The 20978-nt window shown below is 65.1% G+C and carries 18 protein-coding genes; 10 read left to right on the plus strand and 8 right to left on the minus strand.

Translation table 11 applies throughout. The features are described from left to right. The first annotated feature begins 171 nt into the window (after window positions 1–171). Window positions 172–618: a hypothetical protein gene (locus tag NGM68_RS11870; protein WP_252698336.1), complete on the plus strand. Its 447-nt coding sequence runs from the start codon at window positions 172–174 to the stop codon at window positions 616–618. Between the two features lie 190 nt (window positions 619–808). Beyond that, window positions 809–2026, plus strand: a complete 1218-nt coding sequence (locus tag NGM68_RS11875) for a M24 family metallopeptidase (protein WP_252698337.1) — start codon at window positions 809–811, stop codon at window positions 2024–2026. A 121-nt stretch (window positions 2027–2147) separates the two neighbouring features. Here NGM68_RS11875 and NGM68_RS11880 read toward each other — a convergent pair whose 3' ends face one another. Both NGM68_RS11880 and carA read right to left on the minus strand, forming a co-directional pair. Beyond that, entirely contained in the window at window positions 2148–3791 is a 1644-nt protein-coding gene (locus tag NGM68_RS11880; RefSeq protein ID WP_252698338.1) for an HTTM domain-containing protein, read from the minus strand. 105 nt (window positions 3792–3896) lie between these two features. Beyond that, the gene (gene carA / locus NGM68_RS11885; RefSeq protein ID WP_252698341.1) at window positions 3897–4973 is read right to left on the minus strand and encodes a glutamine-hydrolyzing carbamoyl-phosphate synthase small subunit; all 1077 of its coding nucleotides are present in this window, start codon (window positions 4971–4973) and stop codon (window positions 3897–3899) included. A 102-nt stretch (window positions 4974–5075) separates the two neighbouring features. Between carA and NGM68_RS11890 the strand changes: the two genes are divergently transcribed. Beyond that, window positions 5076–5489, plus strand: a complete 414-nt coding sequence (locus tag NGM68_RS11890) for an Lrp/AsnC family transcriptional regulator (RefSeq protein ID WP_252698343.1) — start codon at window positions 5076–5078, stop codon at window positions 5487–5489. Between the two features lie 31 nt (window positions 5490–5520). Here the strand turns inward: NGM68_RS11890 and NGM68_RS11895 are convergent, their stop codons facing one another. Then, window positions 5521–6258: a PHP domain-containing protein gene (locus tag NGM68_RS11895; protein ID WP_252698345.1), complete on the minus strand. Its 738-nt coding sequence runs from the start codon at window positions 6256–6258 to the stop codon at window positions 5521–5523. Between the two features lie 53 nt (window positions 6259–6311). Between NGM68_RS11895 and NGM68_RS11900 the strand changes: the two genes are divergently transcribed. From NGM68_RS11900 to NGM68_RS11925, 6 genes are all read left to right on the plus strand, one after another. Beyond that, window positions 6312–7352, plus strand: coding sequence for a diacylglycerol/lipid kinase family protein (locus NGM68_RS11900; protein WP_252698347.1), 1041 nt, complete (start codon window positions 6312–6314; stop codon window positions 7350–7352). Between the two features lie 145 nt (window positions 7353–7497). Further along, window positions 7498–8064, plus strand: coding sequence for an NUDIX hydrolase (locus tag NGM68_RS11905; protein ID WP_252698349.1), 567 nt, complete (start codon window positions 7498–7500; stop codon window positions 8062–8064). Window positions 8065–8157: 93 nt separating this feature from the next. Beyond that, window positions 8158–8454, plus strand: a complete 297-nt coding sequence (locus NGM68_RS11910) for a DUF7853 family protein (protein ID WP_252698351.1) — start codon at window positions 8158–8160, stop codon at window positions 8452–8454. A gap of 86 nt (window positions 8455–8540) precedes the next feature. After that, window positions 8541–8792 (plus strand): phosphoribosylformylglycinamidine synthase subunit PurS, encoded by a 252-nt coding sequence (gene purS, locus NGM68_RS11915; RefSeq protein WP_252698353.1) that lies wholly within the window; start codon window positions 8541–8543, stop codon window positions 8790–8792. Beyond that, window positions 8793–9485 carry a phosphoribosylformylglycinamidine synthase I gene (gene purQ / locus NGM68_RS11920; RefSeq protein WP_252698354.1) on the plus strand — a complete coding sequence of 231 codons (693 nt, stop codon included), beginning with the start codon at window positions 8793–8795 and terminating at the stop codon, window positions 9483–9485. Between the two features lie 165 nt (window positions 9486–9650). Beyond that, window positions 9651–12890, plus strand: a complete 3240-nt coding sequence (locus tag NGM68_RS11925; RefSeq protein ID WP_252698356.1) for a PAS domain S-box protein — start codon at window positions 9651–9653, stop codon at window positions 12888–12890. 180 nt (window positions 12891–13070) lie between these two features. Here NGM68_RS11925 and NGM68_RS11930 read toward each other — a convergent pair whose 3' ends face one another. After that, on the minus strand, window positions 13071–14255 hold the full coding sequence (locus tag NGM68_RS11930; protein WP_252698357.1) for an archaeosine biosynthesis radical SAM protein RaSEA: 1185 nt from the start codon (window positions 14253–14255) through the stop codon (window positions 13071–13073). A gap of 362 nt (window positions 14256–14617) precedes the next feature. Here NGM68_RS11930 and NGM68_RS11935 point away from each other — a divergent pair, with 362 nt between their 5' ends. Then, window positions 14618–16684 carry an SLC13 family permease gene (locus NGM68_RS11935; protein ID WP_252698358.1) on the plus strand — a complete coding sequence of 689 codons (2067 nt, stop codon included), beginning with the start codon at window positions 14618–14620 and terminating at the stop codon, window positions 16682–16684. Between the two features lie 33 nt (window positions 16685–16717). Here NGM68_RS11935 and NGM68_RS11940 read toward each other — a convergent pair whose 3' ends face one another. The 4 genes from NGM68_RS11940 to NGM68_RS11955 are packed head-to-tail and all read right to left on the minus strand — an operon-like array spanning window position 16718 to window position 20935. Next, window positions 16718–17866, minus strand: coding sequence for a M20 family metallopeptidase (locus tag NGM68_RS11940; protein WP_252698360.1), 1149 nt, complete (start codon window positions 17864–17866; stop codon window positions 16718–16720). Further along, window positions 17863–18726 (minus strand): diaminopimelate epimerase, encoded by an 864-nt coding sequence (dapF, locus tag NGM68_RS11945; protein WP_252698368.1) that lies wholly within the window; start codon window positions 18724–18726, stop codon window positions 17863–17865. Before dapF ends, NGM68_RS11940 begins: the two co-directional genes overlap by 4 nt. Next, window positions 18723–20099 (minus strand): diaminopimelate decarboxylase, encoded by a 1377-nt coding sequence (gene lysA, locus NGM68_RS11950; protein ID WP_252698369.1) that lies wholly within the window; start codon window positions 20097–20099, stop codon window positions 18723–18725. Before lysA ends, dapF begins: the two co-directional genes overlap by 4 nt. After that, entirely contained in the window at window positions 20096–20935 is an 840-nt protein-coding gene (locus NGM68_RS11955; RefSeq protein ID WP_252698371.1) for a 2,3,4,5-tetrahydropyridine-2,6-dicarboxylate N-succinyltransferase, read from the minus strand. The genes lysA and NGM68_RS11955 overlap by 4 nt, the downstream gene beginning before the upstream one ends. Window positions 20936–20978 lie beyond the last annotated feature (43 nt).

Consider the following 20978-nt stretch of genomic DNA (forward strand, 5'->3'; position numbering starts at 1 on the left):
CGTCAACTCGAGTGCTCACCGCTAAATCGGCTACGAACCGACCAGTTCGTTTCTCGGTTACGCCTGCTGGAGGATGGACGCTGGACGTAAAAAATCGGCGGCGAGGGTTCGGATCTGGTTCGATAGTAAACACCGACACGCTTTGACACTGCCGAACCATATTTATACAAAATGGGTGTACGAGCGGAACGATCCGGCGAGACGAACCCGTTCGGTGACGTCCTCCTATTTGGCGCGTTCGTCCCAATCGGGACGCTGATAGCACTCACTCATACACCACTCACAACTCACACCGACTTGCTTCCGATCGTGTGGGCAGGGATCGTCGTCTCGGCGACGGCAGGGATTGGACTGTGGAGTGAAATCCCCTCGTCCGCGCTCCTCCTCGGTGGCGTCGTCGGATTGGGAAGCGGCTGGCTCTTCGCCTCGTGGGCGTTCGACCTCGGGCTTCCGGTCGTGTTAGCGGCGCTGGGGGCGGCATCTATCGCCTTCGGGGCCAGCCTCGTGTACGTCTCCCGACTGTACCGGGGTGTCGAAGCGACGGGGCGAATGGGCGTGTGGCGCTACCTATTTCTCGCGCTGGGGGCGATCCCGTTCGGTGTGTTGTTCCTCCGGTAGCGAACACGTCCCTCCCCCGGTGCACCACCGGCGTTCGGCGTGCGCGAACGAATCGGCTCGCTGACTGTACGTTTCTCCACTCGGAGGACGAACGGCGGCGCAATCCACTCGAGGTCGCACGACGCCCCGGGAAGGGGACTCCTAAGCCGCCTCCTGAACCCTTTTAGTGTGACGGACTGAGTGGTCTCACATGGCCACGACACTCCCCGAAAGCGAGTTCGACGACCGCCTCGAGCGCGTTCGCGAGCGCATCGTCGACGCCGAGGTCGACGCCGGCGTCTGGTTCGGCGCGACGAGCATCGAGTACCTCACGGGCTTCGATCACATCCAGACCGAGCGGCCGGTCGTCCTCGCGGTGACGGGGGATCGGATCGAGATCACGGTGCCCCGCCTCGAGGTCGAACGCGTCGAGACCAACCCACGGATCGACGCCGTCCACCACTACCGAGATTTCCCCGGCGGCGAGCCGATCGGCGTCGCGACGTCGATGCTCGAGGGACTCGACGTCGAATCGATCGCGGCCGACGCGGAGGGTGCGCCGGGGACGATGGGCTACCAGGGGCCGACGCTCGCGGAGGCTGCCGACGCGGAACTCGAGGTCGAGACCCAGGGCTGGGTGAGCCGGATGCGCTGGGAGAAGAGCGACGCCGAGGTCGACCTGATCCGGGAGTCGGCGAAGTGGGCGAACCTGGGCCACCGCTATCTCGCAGAGTACACCGCCGTCGGCGAACATCCGGCGACGGTGAGCCAGCGGGCCTCGATGGACGCCTCCCGGGCGATGCTCGATACTCTCGGCGACCGATACGTCGCCCGCACGCGTGGGTCGGGGCCGGTACACGCCGGCTACATCACCGGCCCGCAGACGGCCCTGCCCCATGGCCACACCGCCAACCGACGGCTCGCGGAAGGCGACGTCCTCGTCACCGGCGCGTCGGCGAACGTCGACGGCTACCACTCCGAACTCGAGCGGACGATGTTCCTGGGCGAGCCCACGGACGAGCAGGGTCACTACTTCGAGGTGATGCTCGAGGCCCAGACCATCGCCATCGACGCGCTCGGCCCAGGCGTCTCGATCGCTCACGTCGACGACGTCGTCGACTCCTACTTCGAGGAGCAGGGCGTCGCCGACCTGGCCCAGCACCACGTCGGCCACAACATCGGGATGGGCGGTCACGAACCGCCGTACATCGACCGCGGGTGGGACGACTACTGTGAACGGGAGTATACGACCTACGACGCGGACGACGCCGTCATGCGCCCTGGCCACGTCTGGACGATCGAACCCGGCATCTACACGGACGAGGCGGGTTATCGCCACTCCGATACCATTGCGATCACCGAGGACGGCATCGAGTGGCTCACGTACTTCCCACGCGACCTCGAGTCGAACGTGATCGACCTCGAGTAGTCAGGAGTGGTGGTTTACGAGTGGAGATGCAACGATCGGATGTGCTGCGAGTGGCGATGTTGGTACTCGAGCGGCCCCGACTCGATAGCCGGAACTATCCGTCTACGACCTCACCAGCCGCTCACGGTGGCGTCGGCATCGGCTGGAGGACGTTCGACTCACAGCTGTGGCGATAGAACTGTCGGTACTGTCTGTCGCGGCTTTCGGGATCCGAAATCGTCTCGTGGGTGACCTGCTCGCTGACGATGTACATGTTGATCTGCACCAGTTCGCCCTCGTTCTCGACCGCCCAGCGTTCACAGAGGTGATCCCCGAGCATCGCCGCAGTGTCGGTGTGGTACCCGCCGCGCCGAACGCTGTTCATGTAGAAGCGTTCGCGGTAGGTGCCGTACTGCTTCTGGAGTTCGTCGTGCGGTCGGTCGTAGGTGAGCGGGCGGTCGTTGTACACGTCGACGTACTCGCCGCTTTCCGTTACCGCCGCGAAGACGTAGTAGCGATCGACCGTTCGCGGTTCGGGCGCGAACACGCCCCAGCCGATCGGCTGGTCGATCCCCAGACTCGAGGCGACCGTGTGAACTTCCCTGACGCCGACGGTCTCCTGGTAGCTCTCGACGAGCATCTCGTCTATGGCTTCCTCGATCGGTTGCTCGCCGTCGTGATCGACGACGGTGGCGACCGACTGGGCAGCGATCACGACCGACACGAACAGGATCGTGACGACGATGATCACCATCGTGGCCGTGTACGTTATCGACCGATACTGGCGGACTCGGGAGCTCCTCGTCTGCGGATTCGGCACCGAACGAGCCGCAGCACAAAGTCGGTCACGCAGTGACTCGAGTCGTACCGCCTCCGGGCGAGTCGTGACGAACGCCTCGAGGCGATCCCAGACGGGCGTCTGAACGAACAACACCAGGCCGGCAAGGGCGACGTAGGCGAACGCGCCGATGCGGACGGTGAGCGCGAAGGAGAGGTGGCCGCCGACGTAGAGGGTGAGCAGCGCCAGTCGCGACCAGCCGTGTGTGACCAGCAACAGCCAGCCACCGATCATCATCAGGTACCAGAGCATGCCGCCGTAGCCCAGCAAGGTGGTGAACTCTCGGGCGGTGTCGCCGAGGAGGAACGTCATCTCGTCGAGGCCGAGCACCAGCGGTGCGGCCTCTCCCGCTCGCCAGGTGGTCGAGACGGATTTGATGACGCCGTTCGAGACGTACATGAACACCATCTGCCCCAGAATCAGCGCACTGGCGACGCTGGCGATGGCGGTTCTGGGCTCGCGCTCGCGGTGGGCGGCGTCGATCGACCAGCGTTCCCCGATCGGGAGGAAGATCGCCCAGAACGTGAGCAGCCGAAACAGGGTGTCGGCGTAGCTCAACACCAGCGGGTTGTGGTGGTCGAGCGAGATGACGAACAGGAACGAGGCGATCATCGCGAGGCGAGTCCTGTAGCCGACCAGCAACTGGAGTGCGAACAACCCCTGGACGACGAACAGGGCGGCGATCACCGTCGTACTCGTCGAGAGGTGGTAAAACGAGAACGCGTAGGGGGCGGCGATGTCGCGGGCGAGCGACCGGGGGACGACGCCGTGTTCGGTGTAGAACAGGTGGAAGTTCCGCGAGCGCAATCCAAGGTCGGCGAGAATCAACAGGGCGACGAACACGCGAAAGACGGCCAGTGCCCGCGTGTCGATGCTCACGCGGCGGCTGATGGCTTCGTGTAGCCGGCGAGAAATCGTCGAGCGGCGATGCATCGAGGTGGAGGGCATCTGTCACATTTCCCGCAGGGGGACGGGAAATACGTTTCTATCCCTCGAGCGAGCACACTCGGTCGAAACGGATGCAGCAGCCGAGCGGGCGATCGGTAGCGCCGATCAGTCGTCAGCCGGAATCGCTCGAGGGATTCGAGGGGACGCCATCGCGAGGACGTCGTCGAAGAAGTCGAGGGTGTCCTCGGGGCCGGGGTTCGCTTCGGGGTGGTACTGGCGGGTGAGTACGTCGTACTCGATGCCGTCGAGACCTTCGGGGGTGTCGTCGTTGACGTTGATCTGGGAGATCTCGAGGTGCGCTCCTGGATCGGCGACGGTGTAGCCGTGGTTCTGGGTGGTCATGACGACCCGGCCCGACTCGAGGTCGAGTACGGGTTGGTTGACGCCGCGGTGGCCGAAGGTCATCTTCTCGGTGGTGCCTCCCAGCGCGCGGGCGACGATCTGCTGGCCGAGGCAGATGCCGGCGACGGGAAGTTCCTCGACGAAAGCCTCGACGAGCGAGACGGCCGCCCCGTAGTTGGCGGGGTCGCCTGGACCGTTAGAGACGAAGAGGACGTCGGGGTCGACGGCGTCGACGTCGGCGCTCGTGGCGTCGTGGGGGAAGACGTGGACGGTCGCCCCGCGGGCGAGCAGGGAGTCGACGATCGAGCCCTTGACGCCACAGTCGATCAGAGCGACGGTCGGCCCGTCGTTGTCGGCTCCGTGGACGGTCGGCTCGGCGACGCTGACCTGGGAACCGATCTCGGTGTGGTCGCTCATGGCTTTACAGCGCTCGAGTTCGGCGACGGCGTCGTCTGGGGTGGCGTGTTCGCCGACGGCGATCCCACACTTCATGGCGCCACCTTCGCGCACGTCGGTGACGACGTCGCGGGTGTCAAGGTGGTCGACGGCGGGGACGCCCTCGGCCTCGAGCCAGGCGGCGACCTCGTCGGTGAGTTCGCGGGCCAGGACGGCTCGCGGGTGGACGCGATCGGACTCGAAGCGCTCCTCGCGGACGCCGTAGTTGCCGATCAGCGGGTACGAGAAGGTCAGGATCTGTTCCTCGTAGGATGGATCCGTCAGACTTTCTTCGTAGCCCGTGTACGCTGTTGTGAAAACCAGTTCCCCGCGTGCAGTCCCAGGAGCACGACCACGTCCCTCGAGTACGTGTCCGCTCTCCAGCGCTACGTAGGCCGGGTTCATTACGAGATACGTATTAGATCGTGCACCATAAGTGTTGTCTTCGAAGCGAAGTTACGAATTTCGTAATCATCAAGTAGGCGTCACGCGAACACCTAGATCTCAATGGACGATCTCGACCGACACATCCTGAACATCCTCCGGCGAGACGCCCGCACGCCGTACACGGAGATCGCCGAGGAAGTGGGGACGAGCGAGGGTACCGTGCGAAACCGCGTCGAACGGATGAACGACGATGGCGTCATCGAACGGTTCACCGTCACCACGCGCACGGGGAACGTGAAGGCGATGCTCGAGATCAGCGTCGCCGTCGACGTCGACACCGCGAGCGTCTCCGAACGCATGGCCGAGTGGGAGGAAGTCGACTTCGTCTGGCAGGTTTCGGGCGAACAGGACATCGTCCTCGTCGTCGACGCGGCAGACACCCGCGGGGTCAACGCCTTGATCACGCAAGCGCGCGAGCAAGAGGAGGTCGTGAGTACGAAAACGCGGTTGATTCTCGAGGAGATGCTGGGGTAATCGACGACACGGAACCGCTGGTACGAGCCGGTCACGACTCGGGCTCGGGTTCTGGCGGCCGCCCGACGCCTGGTGCCCCCTCGCCGAATACGTCGCCCGGATGTTTCCGACGGTGCACCGCACGGTATCCGCGTCGAAGGAGTCGGTCGACCGGCCGTCGCGCAATGCGGACGTCGACGCGGCCGTCCCTGATCGCGGAGACGACCGATTCGGGCGTCAACTCGTCGGCGTCGATGCGCGTATACGCCCGCCCGACCTCAAACGGGTAGTGGGCGTCGCTGCCGGCAACGAGTGGCAAATCGCGCTCCCTGGCGAGCCGTTCGACGAGCGGTTGTGTTCTGGGGTGTTTGCCGTTGATCTCGATGGCGTCGAACGGAACCTCGTCCAGCGTCGCGACCGTGCTGTTCCGGAACGGGTGGGCGACGATCGCGACACACCCGCGGCCGTGGGCCATCTCGACCGCTTCCGCGGGCGTGTACTCGAGCGGAACCGTTTCCCGCGGCGGGTCGGGACCGACGACGAGGACGTGGCCGTGGGTTGTCGACACCTCGATGCCGGGGATGATGGTCGTCCCGCTCCCAGGGATGGCACCCCCCTCGTCGCGGTCGAACGGCGTGTAGTAGTCGTGATTGGTCGTTGCGACGCCGTCGAGGTCGCGCCAGGATGCGACGCGGGCGAGGAGACTCACCCCGATCGGATCGAATCGGTCGCCGAGCGCCCGATGTCCGTGGAAAAAGCGGGTGTGTGCGTGCAGATCCACGGCGAACATACCAACGCAGACGAGGGGAGAGCATTTTGGTTTTGGGGGCTGTCACTGCGTGTATGGTCTCCCACCAGGCTGGCGAACGAGCGATTCGTTCGGACGGGTCGGGGTCGTCTTCGGAGCCGAAACCGGAGTCGGAATCGAAGCCGGCACCGGACTCGGTCGTGATCTGCAACCCGACCAGCGGGAGCGAGGATCACCTCGAGCGGGTACACCTGCTGGCGGCGAATCACGGGTGGCCGATCCGGGTGACGGAGACGGCGGGTGACGCCCGGGAATTTGCCCGAGAGGCGGCGGAAGGTGGGTTGACTCGCGTGGTCGCCGTCGGCGGCGACGGTACCGTGAACGAGGTGGTCGACGGATTGCTTTCGGCGGCAGTCGATGGGTGGCCGACGCTCGTGATTGCGCCAGCAGGAACGGGAAACAACACCGCGTCGAACCTCGGGATCGAGAGCGTCGAGGACGCGTTCAGGCTCGCCGAGGACGGGGAGCGTCGGCAGATTGACCTTGGTGTCGCCAACGGTCGGGCCTTCATCAACTCCTGTATCGGCGGACTCACGGCCGAAGCGAGCCTCGAGACCTCGGCGGCGAGCAAGCGGCGACTGGGTATCCTCGCCTACGTCGTCAAGACGATCGAAACGGCGGCGACCTTCGACCCGCCGACGCTCCGAGTGACCCTCGAGGACGACGACGCGAGTACGGCAGCCATCTGGGAGGGCGCGGTCGCACTCGCGTTCGTCGGAAACTGTCGGCGGTTCACGGCCGGACGCGCTGCACAGGCCCACGCCGAGGACGGTCTGCTCGAGGTGACGCTGGTCGAGAACGGATCGACGCCCGCGGTACTCGGCGATGCCGCACTCGAGCAACTTTTCGACCGGGATGCAGCCCACATCGTCCACCACCGCGTCCCGACGGTGACACTCGAACGGGTGGGACAGAAGCCGATCACTTACAGTCTCGACGGCGAGGTGCTCGAGACGGATCAACTCACGCTCGAGACCGTTCCTGCGTCGGTGCCGGTGGTCGTCGGTGAGGGATATCGGCCCGACCCCGACGTGTCGATGGGCGACGAGTCGAGCGAACTCGAGGGAGGGTCGTAGGGACGATCCACAGGGGTCGTCGTAGTCACGTCCCGCCGATCGCTTCGAGCGTGTTCCCACGCTGGGCCCGGGGACGCAGCTTTCACGGCCGGCCGCGGCGTCCGCAGCCGATACTGGTTTTACGGACGACCCGTTCACTAGTTCCATGGACGAGACTCCGGAATCGGGCGAACTTCCCCACAAGAACGCGGCACAGGACGTCATCGCGGTCGACGCCGACGACACCGAACTCGGCGTGGTCAATCGCCTCGAGGCGCACACCGGCGAGGGGACGCGCCATCGGGCGTTCACGTCGCTCGTGTTCGACCAGGACGACAACATCCTGCTCGCCCAGCGTGCACCCGGCAAGCGGCTGTGGGGCACCTACTGGGACGGGACGGTCGCCTCCCACCCCGTCCAGGGCCAGAGCCAGGAGGATGCGACCCGCCAACGTCTCGAGGAGGAGCTGGGTATCACGCCGGATCAATACGAGGAGCTTCGGTTGACCGACCGATTCGAGTACAAACGCTACTTCGAAAACGCCGGTGTCGAACACGAGGTGTGTGCCGTCCTCAAGACGACCCTCCACGATACGAGACTCGACCCCGACGAAGAGGAGGTTGCGGGGCTCATGTGGGTGCCCTACGAGCGGCTCCACACCCACCCGGAGTGGTACCGACAGCTCCGGCTCTGCCCGTGGTTCGAGATCGCGATGCGACGGGACGTCCGATGAGCAACTTCTAGAGGTGTGTTAACAAGCAACAATGTTTAAGGGGTGGCGGCGCTTACTGTCGCCCAGCGGTCGACGCAATCGACCCGTGACACGATGAGTACACCTCCACAGGAAGCCGATCGCCGCACTGTCGACCTCTCGCGTGAACAGCGCTGGGTCGTCCACCACGCGCTCGTCCATCGAGCGGACGAATATATCGACGAGGATCGAACCGTTCCCGCTTGGCTCGTCCGACTCCTCGAGACCATCGAGGCAGACGGTCAGACGATGACGGTCAGACAGGGCCGAAACCTCGCTACACTCCTCCAGGACGACGACCTCGAGTCGGTCGGTGCAGCCGACGACGATCTCGAGACCGTCGTCGACGAACTCGAGTCGGCACTTCACTGACGGTCGTTTCGACGCCAGTATCCACAAACGTGTATGTCGAGCCGAACCCGAAAGCGTTTTTGAGCACGGTTACGGGGTATCAGATGATGACCGCCTACACCGCCACGGTGACCGTCCGACTCAAGCACGGTGTGCTCGACCCCGAGGCCGAAACCACGCGCCGTTCGCTCGAGCGTCTTGGCTTCGAGCTCGAGGCCCTGCGTTCGGCCGACCGCTTCGAGATCGATCTCGAGGCGGACTCTGCGGATGCGGCCGCCGACAGCGTCGAGGAGATGGCCGAACGACTGCTCGCGAACCCGACCATCCACGACTACGACGTGGAGGTCGACGAGCGGTAGATGGCAGTCTCGATAATTCGATTCGGCGGCTCGAACTGCGACCGCGACGCCGCGCGCGCCCTCGAGCACCTCTCGATCGACGCCGAAATCGTCTGGCACGAAGACGGCCTCCCCGAGGACGTGTCGGGTATCGTCCTCCCCGGCGGCTTCTCCTACGGTGACTACCTCCGCGCAGGCGCGATGGCTGCCCATTCACCGATCCTCGAGGAGGTACGGGAGGCGGCCGCCCACGGGGTGCCGGTGCTCGGCATCTGTAACGGCGCCCAGATCGGCTGTGAGTCTGGGCTTACCGAGGGCGCGTTCACTACGAACGAGAGCGCCCGGTTCCAGTGTGAACACGTATACCTCCGCGTCGAGCGAACGGATACGCCCTGGACGGCCGCGTTCGAGGAGGGCGAGGTAATCGAGATCCCGATCGCTCACGGTGAAGGTCGCTTCGAGATCGACGACGACCACCTCACCCGACTCGAGACCGACGGTCGCGTGCTCTTTCGGTACTGCGACCTGGATGGGGAACTGACGGAGGCGGCGAATCCGAACGGCTCGAAACACAACGTCGCCGGCGTCCTCGGCGAGACCGACACCGTGGCCGTGATGATGCCCCACCCGGAGCGGGCGACGCTCCCCGACGTCGGTGGAACGGACGGCCAGGCGATTCTCCGCGGGTTCGAGCGCGCTGTGAACGCGGACTAACGACGAATTCCCACCGAGTAGCCTGATCGAAACCGGCCCATACGTTTATTTCCTTTTGCACAAATGTGGACTCATCCCGTGAGTCGAATCGAACACTAATGGGATGGGGGTTCGTTGAAAACACGAACACGATCTACAACCAACGTTGGTTTCACACGCAACTATATGGGAGAGTCCACCTACGTCGTCTACGTCGACCCCGGCCGTCCGGAGCGGATCGTCTCGATCGGTGACGAGATCGGGTTTGTGGTCGACCACGTCACCGAACGAACCGACTGCCTCGAGCGTCTCGAGACGGCGGATTGCGTCGTCACGGAGTACGACCTGGACACGCCGGGGACGACCGGTCTCGAGCTCTGTCAGGCGATCCGGGAGCGCCGACCCGACCTGCCGGTACTCATCTACACCGCCAGCGGGAGCGAAGCGGTGGCTGGAGAGGCCATCGCCATGGGTGCAGCGGGGTACGTCCCGAAGTCCCAGGGCGTCAACACGCTCGTCACGCGGATCCTCGAGGTGGTGGTCGATGGTCGAGCCCGTTCGGTGGCCGGATCACGTTCGGCTTCGACGCTGGCCAATTCCGAACCCGACTCCGACGCTGAGCCCGACACCGACGCTGCCTCCGGAACCGTTTTCGAGGCTGGCGACCCCCACCTCGAGCGGCTCGTCGATCAGTCACCGGTCGCCATCATCGAGTGGACGCTGGATTTCGAGGTGCGTCGGTGGAACGGGAAAGCGACCGACCTGTTCGGATACGAACGCGAGGAGGCGCTCGGTACCAGGGGAACCGAGTTACTCGTCCCGGCCGACGGTCGAGACGCCTTCTCGACGTGGTGGGAGGAGTGGCTGTCGGGGACGCCGACGAGCAGCCACGGCATTTCTAGAAACGTTCACAAGTCCGGTCTCGAGTTCCGGTGTGAGTGGTACAGTAGCCCGCTGGTCGACGATACTGGCACCGTTCGAAGCGTCCTCTCGTTCGTTCGTGATGCCACGACCGAGTTCAGACGGTCGGCTGCCCTCGAGACGTTACAGACGGCGACCCGAAAACTGATGCAGACGAGTTCGGTCGACGACATCGGCGACATCGTGATCGAGGCAACGGACGAGATTGTCGATGGTGCGCTTGCCGGCGTTCGCATCTACGACGAGGAGAGCGACACGCTAGAGGCCATCGCGACGAGCAAGCGGTTGCAGCAAGCGACCGACGAGATACCGCCGATCGAACCTGGCAACGGGACGCTCTGGAACGTGTATGCTACCGGAACACACGACGTGATCGAGGATGCCTCGGTGGTGCGGGTTCCGTACGATATCGACGACGAGGTCGGTAATGCCGTCATCCATCCACTGGGAACGTATGGATTGTTGTCAGTCGCCTCCTCCGGCGCAACCAAACTCGAGGATGTCGACATAAATCTCATCCAGCTCCTCGCGGCGACCGCCGAAGCCGCACTCGAGCGGGCCGAACGCGAGCGCGAACTCGAGCGGGCGAAAACGCTCGTCGAGACGGTCGGGGACAGCATGTACGCGATCGATACCGACGGCCGTTTCGTCATGGTCAACGACACTCTGTCCGAAACCACCGGCTACGACCGCGAGCGATTGCTCGGCGAGCACGCATCGCTAATCCTGACCGACGACAGCCTCGCTCGGAGCCGACGCGAGGTCGGTCGACTCATCGACGGTGACGCTGACACGGTCGCCACGTACGACGTCGACGTCGTCACCGCCGACGGCGACCGGATCCCGTGTGAGGTCAATACGACGCTTCTCGAGACCGAAGGCGAGAAAGCTCGAACCGTCGGTATCGTCCGCGACGTTAGCGACCGGAAACTGATGGAACGGGAGCTCAGCGACCGACGTGCCAAAATGGAGAAGCTTCACGAAATCGCCTCCAGGCTCGATGAGTGTGAGAACCCACAGCAGGTGTACGATCTGACGGTCGAGACAGCCGAAGACGTTCTCGAGTTCGACGTTTGTGTGTTCGATACCGTCCAGGGAGAGTACCTGGTGACGGAAGCGGTCTCCTCGACGATTCACGACGAGGGGTACTCGAACCGGACGTCCATCTATGGCGGCATCGCCGGGAAAACCCACCGACACGGGCGAACCTATCGGGCCGCCGACCTCCGATCCGATGATGACGCAGATCCCGAACAGGACGCCTACCGCGCCGTACTGAGCGTCCCGGTCGGCGATCGTGGCGTCTTCCAGGCCGTTTCGACAGACATCGGCGCGTTCGACAGCGACGATCAGGAACTCACAGAACTGTTGCTTTCACACGTCTCGGATACGCTCGACCGGCTGGCGTTCGAATCCCAGCTCAAAGAAGAACGCGACCGGTTCGTCGCCCTGTTCGAAAACGTCCCGGACGCCGTCGTCAGCACCCAGCAGACCGACCGTGGGCCGGTCGTCGAGCGCCTGAATCCAGCGTTCGAACGAATCTTCGGATACGACGGTGACGACCTCAGCGGGGAACTGCTCGACCCGTTCGTCGTCCCGAGTGACCAAACCGAAGCGGCGACCGAGATCAACAGACGGGGCAATCAGGGCGAGCCGATCGAAGCCGAAGTCAAACGGCGAACCACCAACGGACTCCGCGATTTCATGATGCGCGTCGTCCCGATCGAGATGCACGAACACTCCGATCGGGCGTTCGGCCTCTATACGGATATCACGGAACAGAAACAGCGCCAGAAACGCGTCGAGATCCTCAACCGCGTCCTGCGCCACGACCTTCGTAACGGGATGAACATCATCAACGGCTCCGCAGAGATGCTCGCTGCGGCCGTCGACGACGAGGCGGATAAACAGTTCGCGGAGGCGATTCAAGAGCGGGCGTCCGAACTCATCAGCCTCGCCGAAAAAACCCGCGCGGTCGAACGAACGCTCGATCGCGACGACGCAGCGATGGGGCCGATCGACGTCGTCGAGCGTCTCGAGGCCGCCATCGATCGCATCGAGAGGGAGTATCCGAGGGTCAACATCTCCATCTTCGAGTCGATCCCGGATCGGATTCATGCCCGGGCCGACGAAATGGTCGAGGACGCGATCTATCACGTCCTCGAGAACGCGATCGAACACAGCGACCGGGACGAGCCGACGGTCGAGGTTGCACTCGCGGAGGAAGACGGTGACGAGGAGATGGTCGTCGTCACCGTCGTGGACGACGGCCCGGGCATTCCCGACGATGAGCGGGCGTTGTTGCAAGAAGACGAGGAGATCACCCAGTTGCGCCACGCGAGCGGGCTTGGGCTGTGGCTCGTCAACTGGGTCGTCACCCAGTCGGGCGGTCAGCTGACGTTCCAGGAAAACGAGCCTCGAGGAACCGTCGTCAGGATGGCGCTCCCGACGGCCGAGATGCCAACGCACTCGTCCGCGCTCGACGGCACTGCGGCGAGTGACTAGCTCGCCCCCTCATAATTGCGATTTTCTTCGGGGAAAAAGAACCCGGTCGTTCACCACGGCGGAGGTCACCCGTTGGGCTGATTCGGTGGACTAGTCCCCTCCAACCATCGACTGATGAGTGAAACCGGATGGACGCCATCGGTTTCACCCACCAGTTCAGGCCTGGTACGCCACTAGCGATTACCGCGTGAGCGGTTGATTGAACCCCGTCTCGAGGTCGAGGACGGCCTCCCAGGTCGCCTCACACTCACACGAAACCTGTTCGAACACCGTCGGATCCTGGCGCAGGTCGAAGTCCTTGATCGCCTTCTGGACGAGGTCGTCACACTCCCCGCAGTTGTGGGCGCCGCGGTCGGTGCCGTGGCCGACAGGGTCGGAGACGACGATGCCGTCGACGTCTGCGGTTCGCTCGAGCACCGCGGCGACCGACCAGAGCCAGGGCGGGCGGTAGCCATCGTGGAAGAAGAGTTCGTCGACCATGGTGTAGCGCTGGACGTTACACGGGTTCATCGAGACGGTGTGACAGCCCTCGACGGCGAGACAGCGCTCGACGGAGTCGACCATGTCCTCGAGTGCTTCGGACTCGGTGAGGAAGGGCGGTTTCATCAGGAGGTAGGCTTTGATGCCGGCCCCGCCGGTTGCGTTGTCTGAGTCGACTTCAGTGGCGTCGGCAACACCGTCGTCAGTACTCGCTCCATCGAGAGCGACACCATCCGCTGCACCGTCGCGAGCGGCGGCGTCCGCTGCCACGGCCTCTGCACAGGCGTCCTCGAAATCCTCGAAGTCGAAGTACTTGTTCACGCAGTCACGACGTACGCGGTCGGTCGCCGTCTCGAGACCCACGGCGACGTCCGTCTGGAGGCCGTACTGGGTGAAATCGGCGAGCTTCTCGCGGTCGACGAAGTCGGGGAGAGACTCGAGGACGATCCGTTCGCGGTCGCCGAAGGTTTCGGCGATGGCCCTACGGGAATCTGCGCCGACCTCGCGTTCGTCGAGGAAGGAGCCGGAGGTGTAGATCTTGATCAGTGGGGCCGGCTCGTCGGCATTGTCGGCCTCGTGGTCGAGACACACCTGGATCTGATCCATCAGCGCCCCGTGGGGAACGCTCCCTCCGTCGACGCTCTCGGCGACGTAGCCACACATCGTACAGCCGCCGGCGCGCGCCCAGCGACAGCCGCCGGTGTTCAGGATGATCGTCAGGCTCCGCTTGACGCCGCCGGGCGTGTTGTCCTCGTCGAGCCAGACCCGCGTGGGCTGGTGTGGGTCGTAGCTCTTCTCTTTGCGCGATCGGATCTCGCGCATCACCTGGTTGTGGGCGTCCATGCCCTTGCCCTGTTCGTAGACCTCGGGCGTCGGCTGGCTCATTACCGGAGGAAACGGCTCGAGGGGTAAAGCGGCTTCGTCTGTCGGCGGAGTTGGCTCGCACACCGGTGATGGAACCGAACAGACCGTGGTAGGGAATACGAACAGATCGACAAAACGTCTGTACATGGAGACAGATACTATTTTACGAGTTGCCTGATCACGCACACGTGTGATGGAGGGCCAGACGAGTCGGCTCGAACAGCGAGCAGCCGCTGGTTTCGATGCCGTTCGCCTGGCCCAACACAGCGGAGGAGAATCGCTGTGAGGGTCGACTTCGCTCGAGCCCGAACCCGAACGCGCGTTTCACCCAATGCCGCTCGAGCACATTACCAGAAACAGCGACCGAACCCCGGTGAGACGCGATGATCATCGACGGCGTGTCGACGGGCACGCTGATCGTCTTCGCACTCATCGCTATCGCGCTCGTCCTCTTCGTCTCCGAACTGATCCCCAACGACGTGACGGCGATCGGGATCATCGTCGCGTTGGCCCTCCTCGAGCCGTTCACCGGCGTCGGTTCCCGGACGGCCATCTCGGGATTTGCCAGCACGGCGACGATCACAATCGTCGCGATGTACATGCTCAGTGCGGGCATTCAACGAACCGGTCTCGTTCAGCGACTCGGTCTGGTGCTCGCCCGGTTCACCAGAGGGAACCATCGTCGTGCTCTGTTGGCGACGATCGCGACGACCGGGCCGCTCGCTGGGTTCATCAACAACACGCCGGTCGTGGCAATTTTCGTCCCGATGATCTCCGACCTCGCCGAGAAGATCGGCGTCTCGCCGTCGAAACTCCTGTTGCCGCTGTCGTACGCGGCGATCCTCGGCGGCACGCTGACGCTGATCGGCACCTCGACGAACTTGCTCGCCAGCGAGTTTGCCGTGGGCATGCTCGGTCGCCAGCCGATCGGGATGTTCGAGTTTACGCTCCTCGGTCTCCTGGTACTGGTCGTCGGTCTCGTCTATCTCGCGACCGTCGGCTGGTGGCTCACACCTGCACGCGTTCCGGTGGATGCGGACCTCGTCGTGGAGTTCGACCTCGAGGATCACCTCACCCAGGTTCGCGTCGGTTCGAACGCCGCCCCGATCGGTCTCACCGTCGGCGAACTCGAGGCACAGCAGGAGGCGAACGTTCGCGTCCTCCAGCTCCGGCGTGCGGCCGACGTGGACGACAGCCCGACGGACGTCGACACTCCGCTCGAGTACGACGATGGTGGTGACAGAGCTACGGACACCGACACCGACACCGTACTCGAGTACGACGCCGAGGAGGGCAGCAAATCGGGAATCCAGCGGACAGCGGCGACCGCTCAGGGCGAGCACCCCCAACAGGAACTCGAGACCGCTTCAGCACCTGACGCTCGAGCGATCGACCAACCCAACGAATCGTTCGTCGCCGTGTCGTCCGACCAGCGGATCCGGGAGGGGGACGTGCTCACCGTCCACGGCACGCTGCAGGCGGTCAATCGCTTCGTCGAGAACCAGCGACTGCGGCAACTCGTTCGGGAACCGGTGACCGAGGAGACGTTCGACGACGCCTCGAGCGAGGACCTGCTGGCGAAAGCGGTCGTCCCTGAGGACTCGACGTTCGTCGGTGAGCCGCTCTCGGAGGCTCGATTTCGCGATGTCTATCGAACCACCGTTCTGGCGATTCGTCGCGACGGCGATCTCCTCCGAACCGAGCTACAGGACGTTCGACTCGAGCCCGGTGATCTCCTCCTGGTGCAGACGGTTCCCAGCACCATCGAGCACCTCGCCGACTCGAGGGAACTCATCGTCATCGAGGAGGACGCGGTCGACCGGTTTCTCGAGGGCGATCCGGAGACGCTCGCCCCGCTGTCAGCACGAACGCCGATCGCTGTCGCGATTATGGCCGGCGTCATCGGTGCGGCCGCCGTCGGCATCGCCCCGATCGTGATCACGGCCCTCGCCGGAGTCTTCCTCATGGTCGTCACCGGCTGTCTCTCGACGGGCGAAGCGTACGACGCCGTCTCCTGGAACATCGTCTTTCTCCTCGCCGGCGTGATCCCGCTCGGGATCGCACTCGAGTCGACCGGCGGCTCACAGCTTCTCGCCAACGGGCTCGTCGGAACCGGCGAATTCCTGCCGCTGGCCCTGGTACTCCTGTTGTTCTACATCGTCACGGGACTGCTGGCGAACGTCATCACGCCGGTCGCGACGGTTGTGTTGATGATCCCCGTCGCCGTCGACGCGGCGGTGAGCCTGGGGGCGACGCCGTTCTCGTTCCTGCTCGCGGTGATGTTCGCGTCCGCGACGTCATTTATGACACCGGTGGGTTATCAGACGAATCTGATGGTGTACGGCCCCGGCGGATACGAGTTCGCCGATTTCGTCAAGGTCGGTGGCCCGTTGCAGTTACTGCTCGCGTTCGTCACGACGGGCGGTATCGTCTTCATCTGGGGGCTGTGAGAACCCTCTCCAGTTAGTGTGGAAAATAGCCACTCAGGCCGACTCGAGCACTCTCCTCACCGCCTCGTCAGCAGCAAGCACGTCTGCACGACGAACGTACTCCCGAGGCGAGTGGGCGACGGCCCCTTCGTCGTCTGCCAGTTCACCCGGCCCGAAGACGACCGTCGGCGCGTGAGCGGCGAAGTACGAGGCTTCGGTGGCGGCCGTGAACGGTCGGACGTCGCCTCCGGAGGCCTCAACGAGGGCGTCTACGACCGCCGCCTCGCGGTCGGTCTCCCAGGCCTCGAGGAACGGCGTCGGCCGATCGGTAAAGGCGAAGTCGACGCCGACGGCCTCGGGAACAGCGACCTCGAGGTGCTCGAGCAACGCACCCTCGAACGTCTCGGTCGTCTCCGGGGGAACGCTTCGCCGGTCGATCGTCAGCCGAACCTGGTCAGGCACCTGATTCGTCGCTCCACCGCCGTCGACCACCGTCGGCGTGAGCGTCGCGCTGCCGAGGTCGGGGTGTTCGGGCGGTGCGTCCGAGCGGTCGTCGAACGTCTCGAGGGCCCCGAGCACTGGCTCGAGGGCGGCGATGGCGTTCACGCCCGACTGCGGTTCGGCGGCGTGGGCGTTCGCGCCCGAGAGTGTAATCGTCCCCTCGAAGCGCCCCTTCGCGGCCGTGCAGACGTCGAGGCCGGTCGGCTCGCCGACGATGACGGCGTCGGCGTCCCGGATGGGTGAATCGGAGCGGGCGACGAGGGCGTGGGCTCCCGTCGACAGCACCTCCTCGTCGGGCGTGATCGCGAGCGTCACTCGGCCGGCGGGATCTGCCTCCAAAAATGCAGACAGTAGCACCGCGACTTGCCCCTTCGCGTCACAGGAACCCCGGCCGCGGATCGCGTCGCCGTCGGCCTCGCAGGGGACGTGCGGGGAGACGGTGTCGATGTGGGTGTTGAGGACGTAGTGGGGGGCGTCTCCGCCCGTCGAGGCCGGTGAGGCTGGGTCGCCGCTCGCCCGTTCGCCTCGAGTCGCCAGCACGTTCCCCGCCTCGTCGACCGCCGGCTCGAGCCCGTGTTCCTCGAGCGTCTCGACCAGGAAATCCCGCATACGACCGACGCCCGCGTCGGGGTGAGAGGGGATGGAAACGGCCTCCTCGAGGAACGCGAGGGGATCGAATTCGAAATCGCTGCCCCTCGTCATAGGTCGAACGACGAGAAGTGCGTCGACTGTACTTCGCCGTCGAACTCGTGTTCGACCGGGCCGAGCAACGTCGCGGTCTCGCCGTCGAAGCGGATCTCGAGGTCGCCGCCGGGCAGGCTGATAGGGATGGCGTCGGCGTCGACGAGATCGAGTCGACGGGCCGCGGCCGCGATGGCCACCGCGCCGGTTCCGCAGGCGTCGGTCTCGCCCTCGACGCCGCGCTCGAACGTCCGTTGGCGGAAACCGCCCTCTCCCTCGCCCTTGACGTCGCCGTCGACGCTTGCCAGGGTGACGTTCGTCCCCAGCGGGAAGTCTTCGGCGTGACGAACGGGCGGCGCGACGGCCTCCAGATCCACGGCGTCGACGTCCTCGACGAACGCGACGGCGTGGGGAACGCCCGTGTTAAGGACGCTCACCTCGAGGCCCTCGATCGACTCCTCGAGGACGGGGTCGTCGGCGCGAATCGGGACGGCCGGCGGATCGAACGTCGGCTCGCCCATCTCGACGGCGATCCGGTCGCCGTCGCGGGCGGCGTGGCGCGTCCCGGCCTGGGTGTCGATCATGACCTCGTCGCTGCCGGTGCGCTCCATCGCCCACTGGCCCGCGACGCGGGCACCGTTGCCACACATCGGGGCCGTGCTGCCATCGGGCTGGACGAGGGTCATGATCACCCGCGGTGGGTTGTAGCGATCCTCGAGGGCCAGAAAGAGGATGCCGTCGGCGCCGACGCCGGTCTCGCGGTCGCACTCGCGGGAGGCGAGCGCCCGTCGGTCGGGGACGTAGGTTTCGGCGTCGATGACGAGGAAGTCGTTCCCCGTTCCGTGGTACTTTCCGAATTCGATGTCGGCGAAGGCGCTCATCGGGACACCTCCTGCGGTGATTCGTCGGCCTGTAACTCGCTGTCTAGTACGTGTCGCTCGAGCCGAACGACGTCCTCGATCGTCTCTCGCCGTCGGGAAAGTCGCGCGTCGCCGTCAGCCTCGAGCACCACCGACGCTGGCCGCGGACGGGAGTTGTAGGTGCTCGCCATCTCGTACCCGTAGGCACCCGCGTTGCCGATCGCGAGCAGATCGCCTCGAACCGTTTCCGGGAGCGCACGGTCGGTACAGAACACGTCCGAACTCTCGCAGATGGGGCCGGTGACGGTCTGCTCACGGGTCGGTCGACCGTTCGCGTCGACTGTGAGGTTTCGGATCGCGTGGAACGACCCGTACATCGCCGGTCGCGCCAGGGTGGTCATCCCCGCGTCGACGCCGACGACCGTCGTCTCGGGTGCGTCCTTGACGGTGTTCACCCGCGTCAGGAGGACGCCCGCGTCGGCGACGAGGTAGCGCCCTGGTTCGATCGTCAGCCGTGCATTGCGACCATTGCGTAAGGTGGAGTCACCTTCAGTTTCCGTCTCACCGGCTGCAGATCCCGGCACCTCACCCAACGCTTCGCGGGTCGCCGCGGCGACCGCCTCGAGGTCGAGCGCCGGGTCGTCCTCCCGGTAGGGGACGCCGAAGCCGCCGCCGACGTCGACGAACTCGAGGCCGCCAACGGCGCCGGCCACCTCGCGGGCGAGGTCGCCGATCCGGGAGACGAACGCCCGGTGATCCTCGAGGTCGTCGCCCGAAACGCCGGATCCGACGTGGGCGTGGATCCCGACGACGTCGAATCCGCGTTCGGCGGCGTCGACGAGCGTCTCGACGGCCCGATCGGCTGGCAAGCCGAACTTCGCGTCCGCACCCGTGCGAACCTTCTCGTGGTGACCCGCGCCGATGCCTGGGTTGACGCGCAGGCAGAGTCGTCCGTCGTACCCCCGTTCGACCAATCGGTCGATCGTATCGTTCGCGCCGACCGTAATCGTCAGGTCGGGGTTCTCGGCGGCGGCCTCGACGGCCACATCGAGGTCGGCGGCTGGTGGATTGACCGCCGTGTAGTGCACCTGTTCGCCCGTCGCCCCGGCCTCGAGCGCGCGGGCGAGTTCGCCGGCGGAGGCACACTCGATGCCCGCACCCGCCTCGAGGAGCGTCTCGAGGACGTATCCGAGGGCGTTCGCCTTCGCGGCGTACAGGATTTCGGCGTCGGGGAACGCCGCCTCGAGTCGGGCGTAGTTCTCCCGTACGCGCCCGCGGTCGAGCACGTACAGCGGGGTGTCGTGAGCTTCGGCCAGCGCTCGAAGCTGGCTCCCGTCCCAGTCGCCGAGGCGGCGAACTGGCGGGTTCGATACCCCCGAATCGGCTGCGGTCATTGGTCTCGTAACACCTCTTCTCGTTCCGAGCGCTCGAGGGTACGATCCTCGAGGGCCGTCGCGACGACGGCTGGCTTGTAGGCCCCGCCCTCGAACAGGTCGTGTTCGCCGATGGATGATTCGACGAACCGCGTGAATGCCCGCCGTTCGGGTGGCAGTTCGCCGTACAGGATCTCCTCCTCGACGAGGTCGTAGACGGGGATTCTCGGCGTGAGCAGTGTATTCTCCCCCACGACGGAGTCCTCCCCGACGACGAAGCCCGAGGTGACCCGACAGCCGGCTCCCAGCGAGACGCCGTCCTCGACGACGACGGGGGCGCTCTCGACGGGCTCGAGCACACCGCCGATGAGCGTGTTCGCGCCGAGTTTGACGTTTGCGCCGATCTGTGCACAGGAGCCGACGGTGTCACAGGAGTCGACCAGCGCGCCGTCGCCGACGTACGCGCCGATGTTGACGAACGCCGGACTCATCAGGATGCAGTTCGATCCGACGTGGGCACCTCGTCGGACGACCGTTCCGTCGGGCGTATTTCGGGAGCCGCGCTCGCCAAAGTCGCTCGAGTCCGCGAGCGGGAGGACGTCGTTGTACGTGACGTCGCCGTACTCGCGGGTGCGGGTCTCACGTAGCCCGAAGTTGAGGAGGATGCCCTGTTTCACCCAGGCGTTCGCCTCCCAGGTGCCGTCACGAGGTTCGGCCGCCCGCACCTCGCCGGCCTCGAGCGCGTCGAGGAAGGCATCGAGGGTTGCGTAGTCGCCCTCGGTGGCGGTCTCGGCGGCGACGTCGTCGGTCTGATAGCGGTTCCAGAGGTCGGTGATGTCGGATTCGAGCGTGGTCATGGTGGTTGGCTGGTGGTCACAGGCGAAGGGTATAGATCGGTAG

This window comes from Natronosalvus vescus, from assembly GCF_023973145.1.
Lineage (GTDB): Archaea > Halobacteriota > Halobacteria > Halobacteriales > Natrialbaceae > Natronosalvus > Natronosalvus vescus.

What these genes read in the sequence shown, in the direction of transcription:
- NGM68_RS11870 (WP_252698336.1), top strand. Translation starts at nt 172, where the DNA reads ATGGGTGTACGAGCGGAACGATCCGGCGAGACGAACCCGTTCGGTGAC.
- NGM68_RS11905 (WP_252698349.1), top strand. Translation starts at nt 7,498, where the DNA reads ATGGACGAGACTCCGGAATCGGGCGAACTTCCCCACAAGAACGCGGCA.
- NGM68_RS11895 (WP_252698345.1), bottom strand. Translation starts at nt 6,258, where the DNA reads ATGTTCGCCGTGGATCTGCACGCACACACCCGCTTTTTCCACGGACAT.
- NGM68_RS11875 (WP_252698337.1), top strand. Translation starts at nt 809, where the DNA reads ATGGCCACGACACTCCCCGAAAGCGAGTTCGACGACCGCCTCGAGCGC.
- purQ (WP_252698354.1), top strand. Translation starts at nt 8,793, where the DNA reads ATGGCAGTCTCGATAATTCGATTCGGCGGCTCGAACTGCGACCGCGAC.
- carA (WP_252698341.1), bottom strand. Translation starts at nt 4,973, where the DNA reads ATGAACCCGGCCTACGTAGCGCTGGAGAGCGGACACGTACTCGAGGGA.
- purS (WP_252698353.1), top strand. Translation starts at nt 8,541, where the DNA reads ATGACCGCCTACACCGCCACGGTGACCGTCCGACTCAAGCACGGTGTG.
- NGM68_RS11955 (WP_252698371.1), bottom strand. Translation starts at nt 20,935, where the DNA reads ATGACCACGCTCGAATCCGACATCACCGACCTCTGGAACCGCTATCAG.
- NGM68_RS11900 (WP_252698347.1), top strand. Translation starts at nt 6,312, where the DNA reads ATGGTCTCCCACCAGGCTGGCGAACGAGCGATTCGTTCGGACGGGTCG.
- dapF (WP_252698368.1), bottom strand. Translation starts at nt 18,726, where the DNA reads ATGAGCGCCTTCGCCGACATCGAATTCGGAAAGTACCACGGAACGGGG.
- NGM68_RS11935 (WP_252698358.1), top strand. Translation starts at nt 14,618, where the DNA reads ATGATCATCGACGGCGTGTCGACGGGCACGCTGATCGTCTTCGCACTC.
- NGM68_RS11910 (WP_252698351.1), top strand. Translation starts at nt 8,158, where the DNA reads ATGAGTACACCTCCACAGGAAGCCGATCGCCGCACTGTCGACCTCTCG.
- NGM68_RS11940 (WP_252698360.1), bottom strand. Translation starts at nt 17,866, where the DNA reads ATGACGAGGGGCAGCGATTTCGAATTCGATCCCCTCGCGTTCCTCGAG.
- NGM68_RS11930 (WP_252698357.1), bottom strand. Translation starts at nt 14,255, where the DNA reads ATGAGCCAGCCGACGCCCGAGGTCTACGAACAGGGCAAGGGCATGGAC.
- NGM68_RS11925 (WP_252698356.1), top strand. Translation starts at nt 9,651, where the DNA reads ATGGGAGAGTCCACCTACGTCGTCTACGTCGACCCCGGCCGTCCGGAG.
- lysA (WP_252698369.1), bottom strand. Translation starts at nt 20,099, where the DNA reads ATGACCGCAGCCGATTCGGGGGTATCGAACCCGCCAGTTCGCCGCCTC.
- NGM68_RS11880 (WP_252698338.1), bottom strand. Translation starts at nt 3,791, where the DNA reads ATGCCCTCCACCTCGATGCATCGCCGCTCGACGATTTCTCGCCGGCTA.
- NGM68_RS11890 (WP_252698343.1), top strand. Translation starts at nt 5,076, where the DNA reads ATGGACGATCTCGACCGACACATCCTGAACATCCTCCGGCGAGACGCC.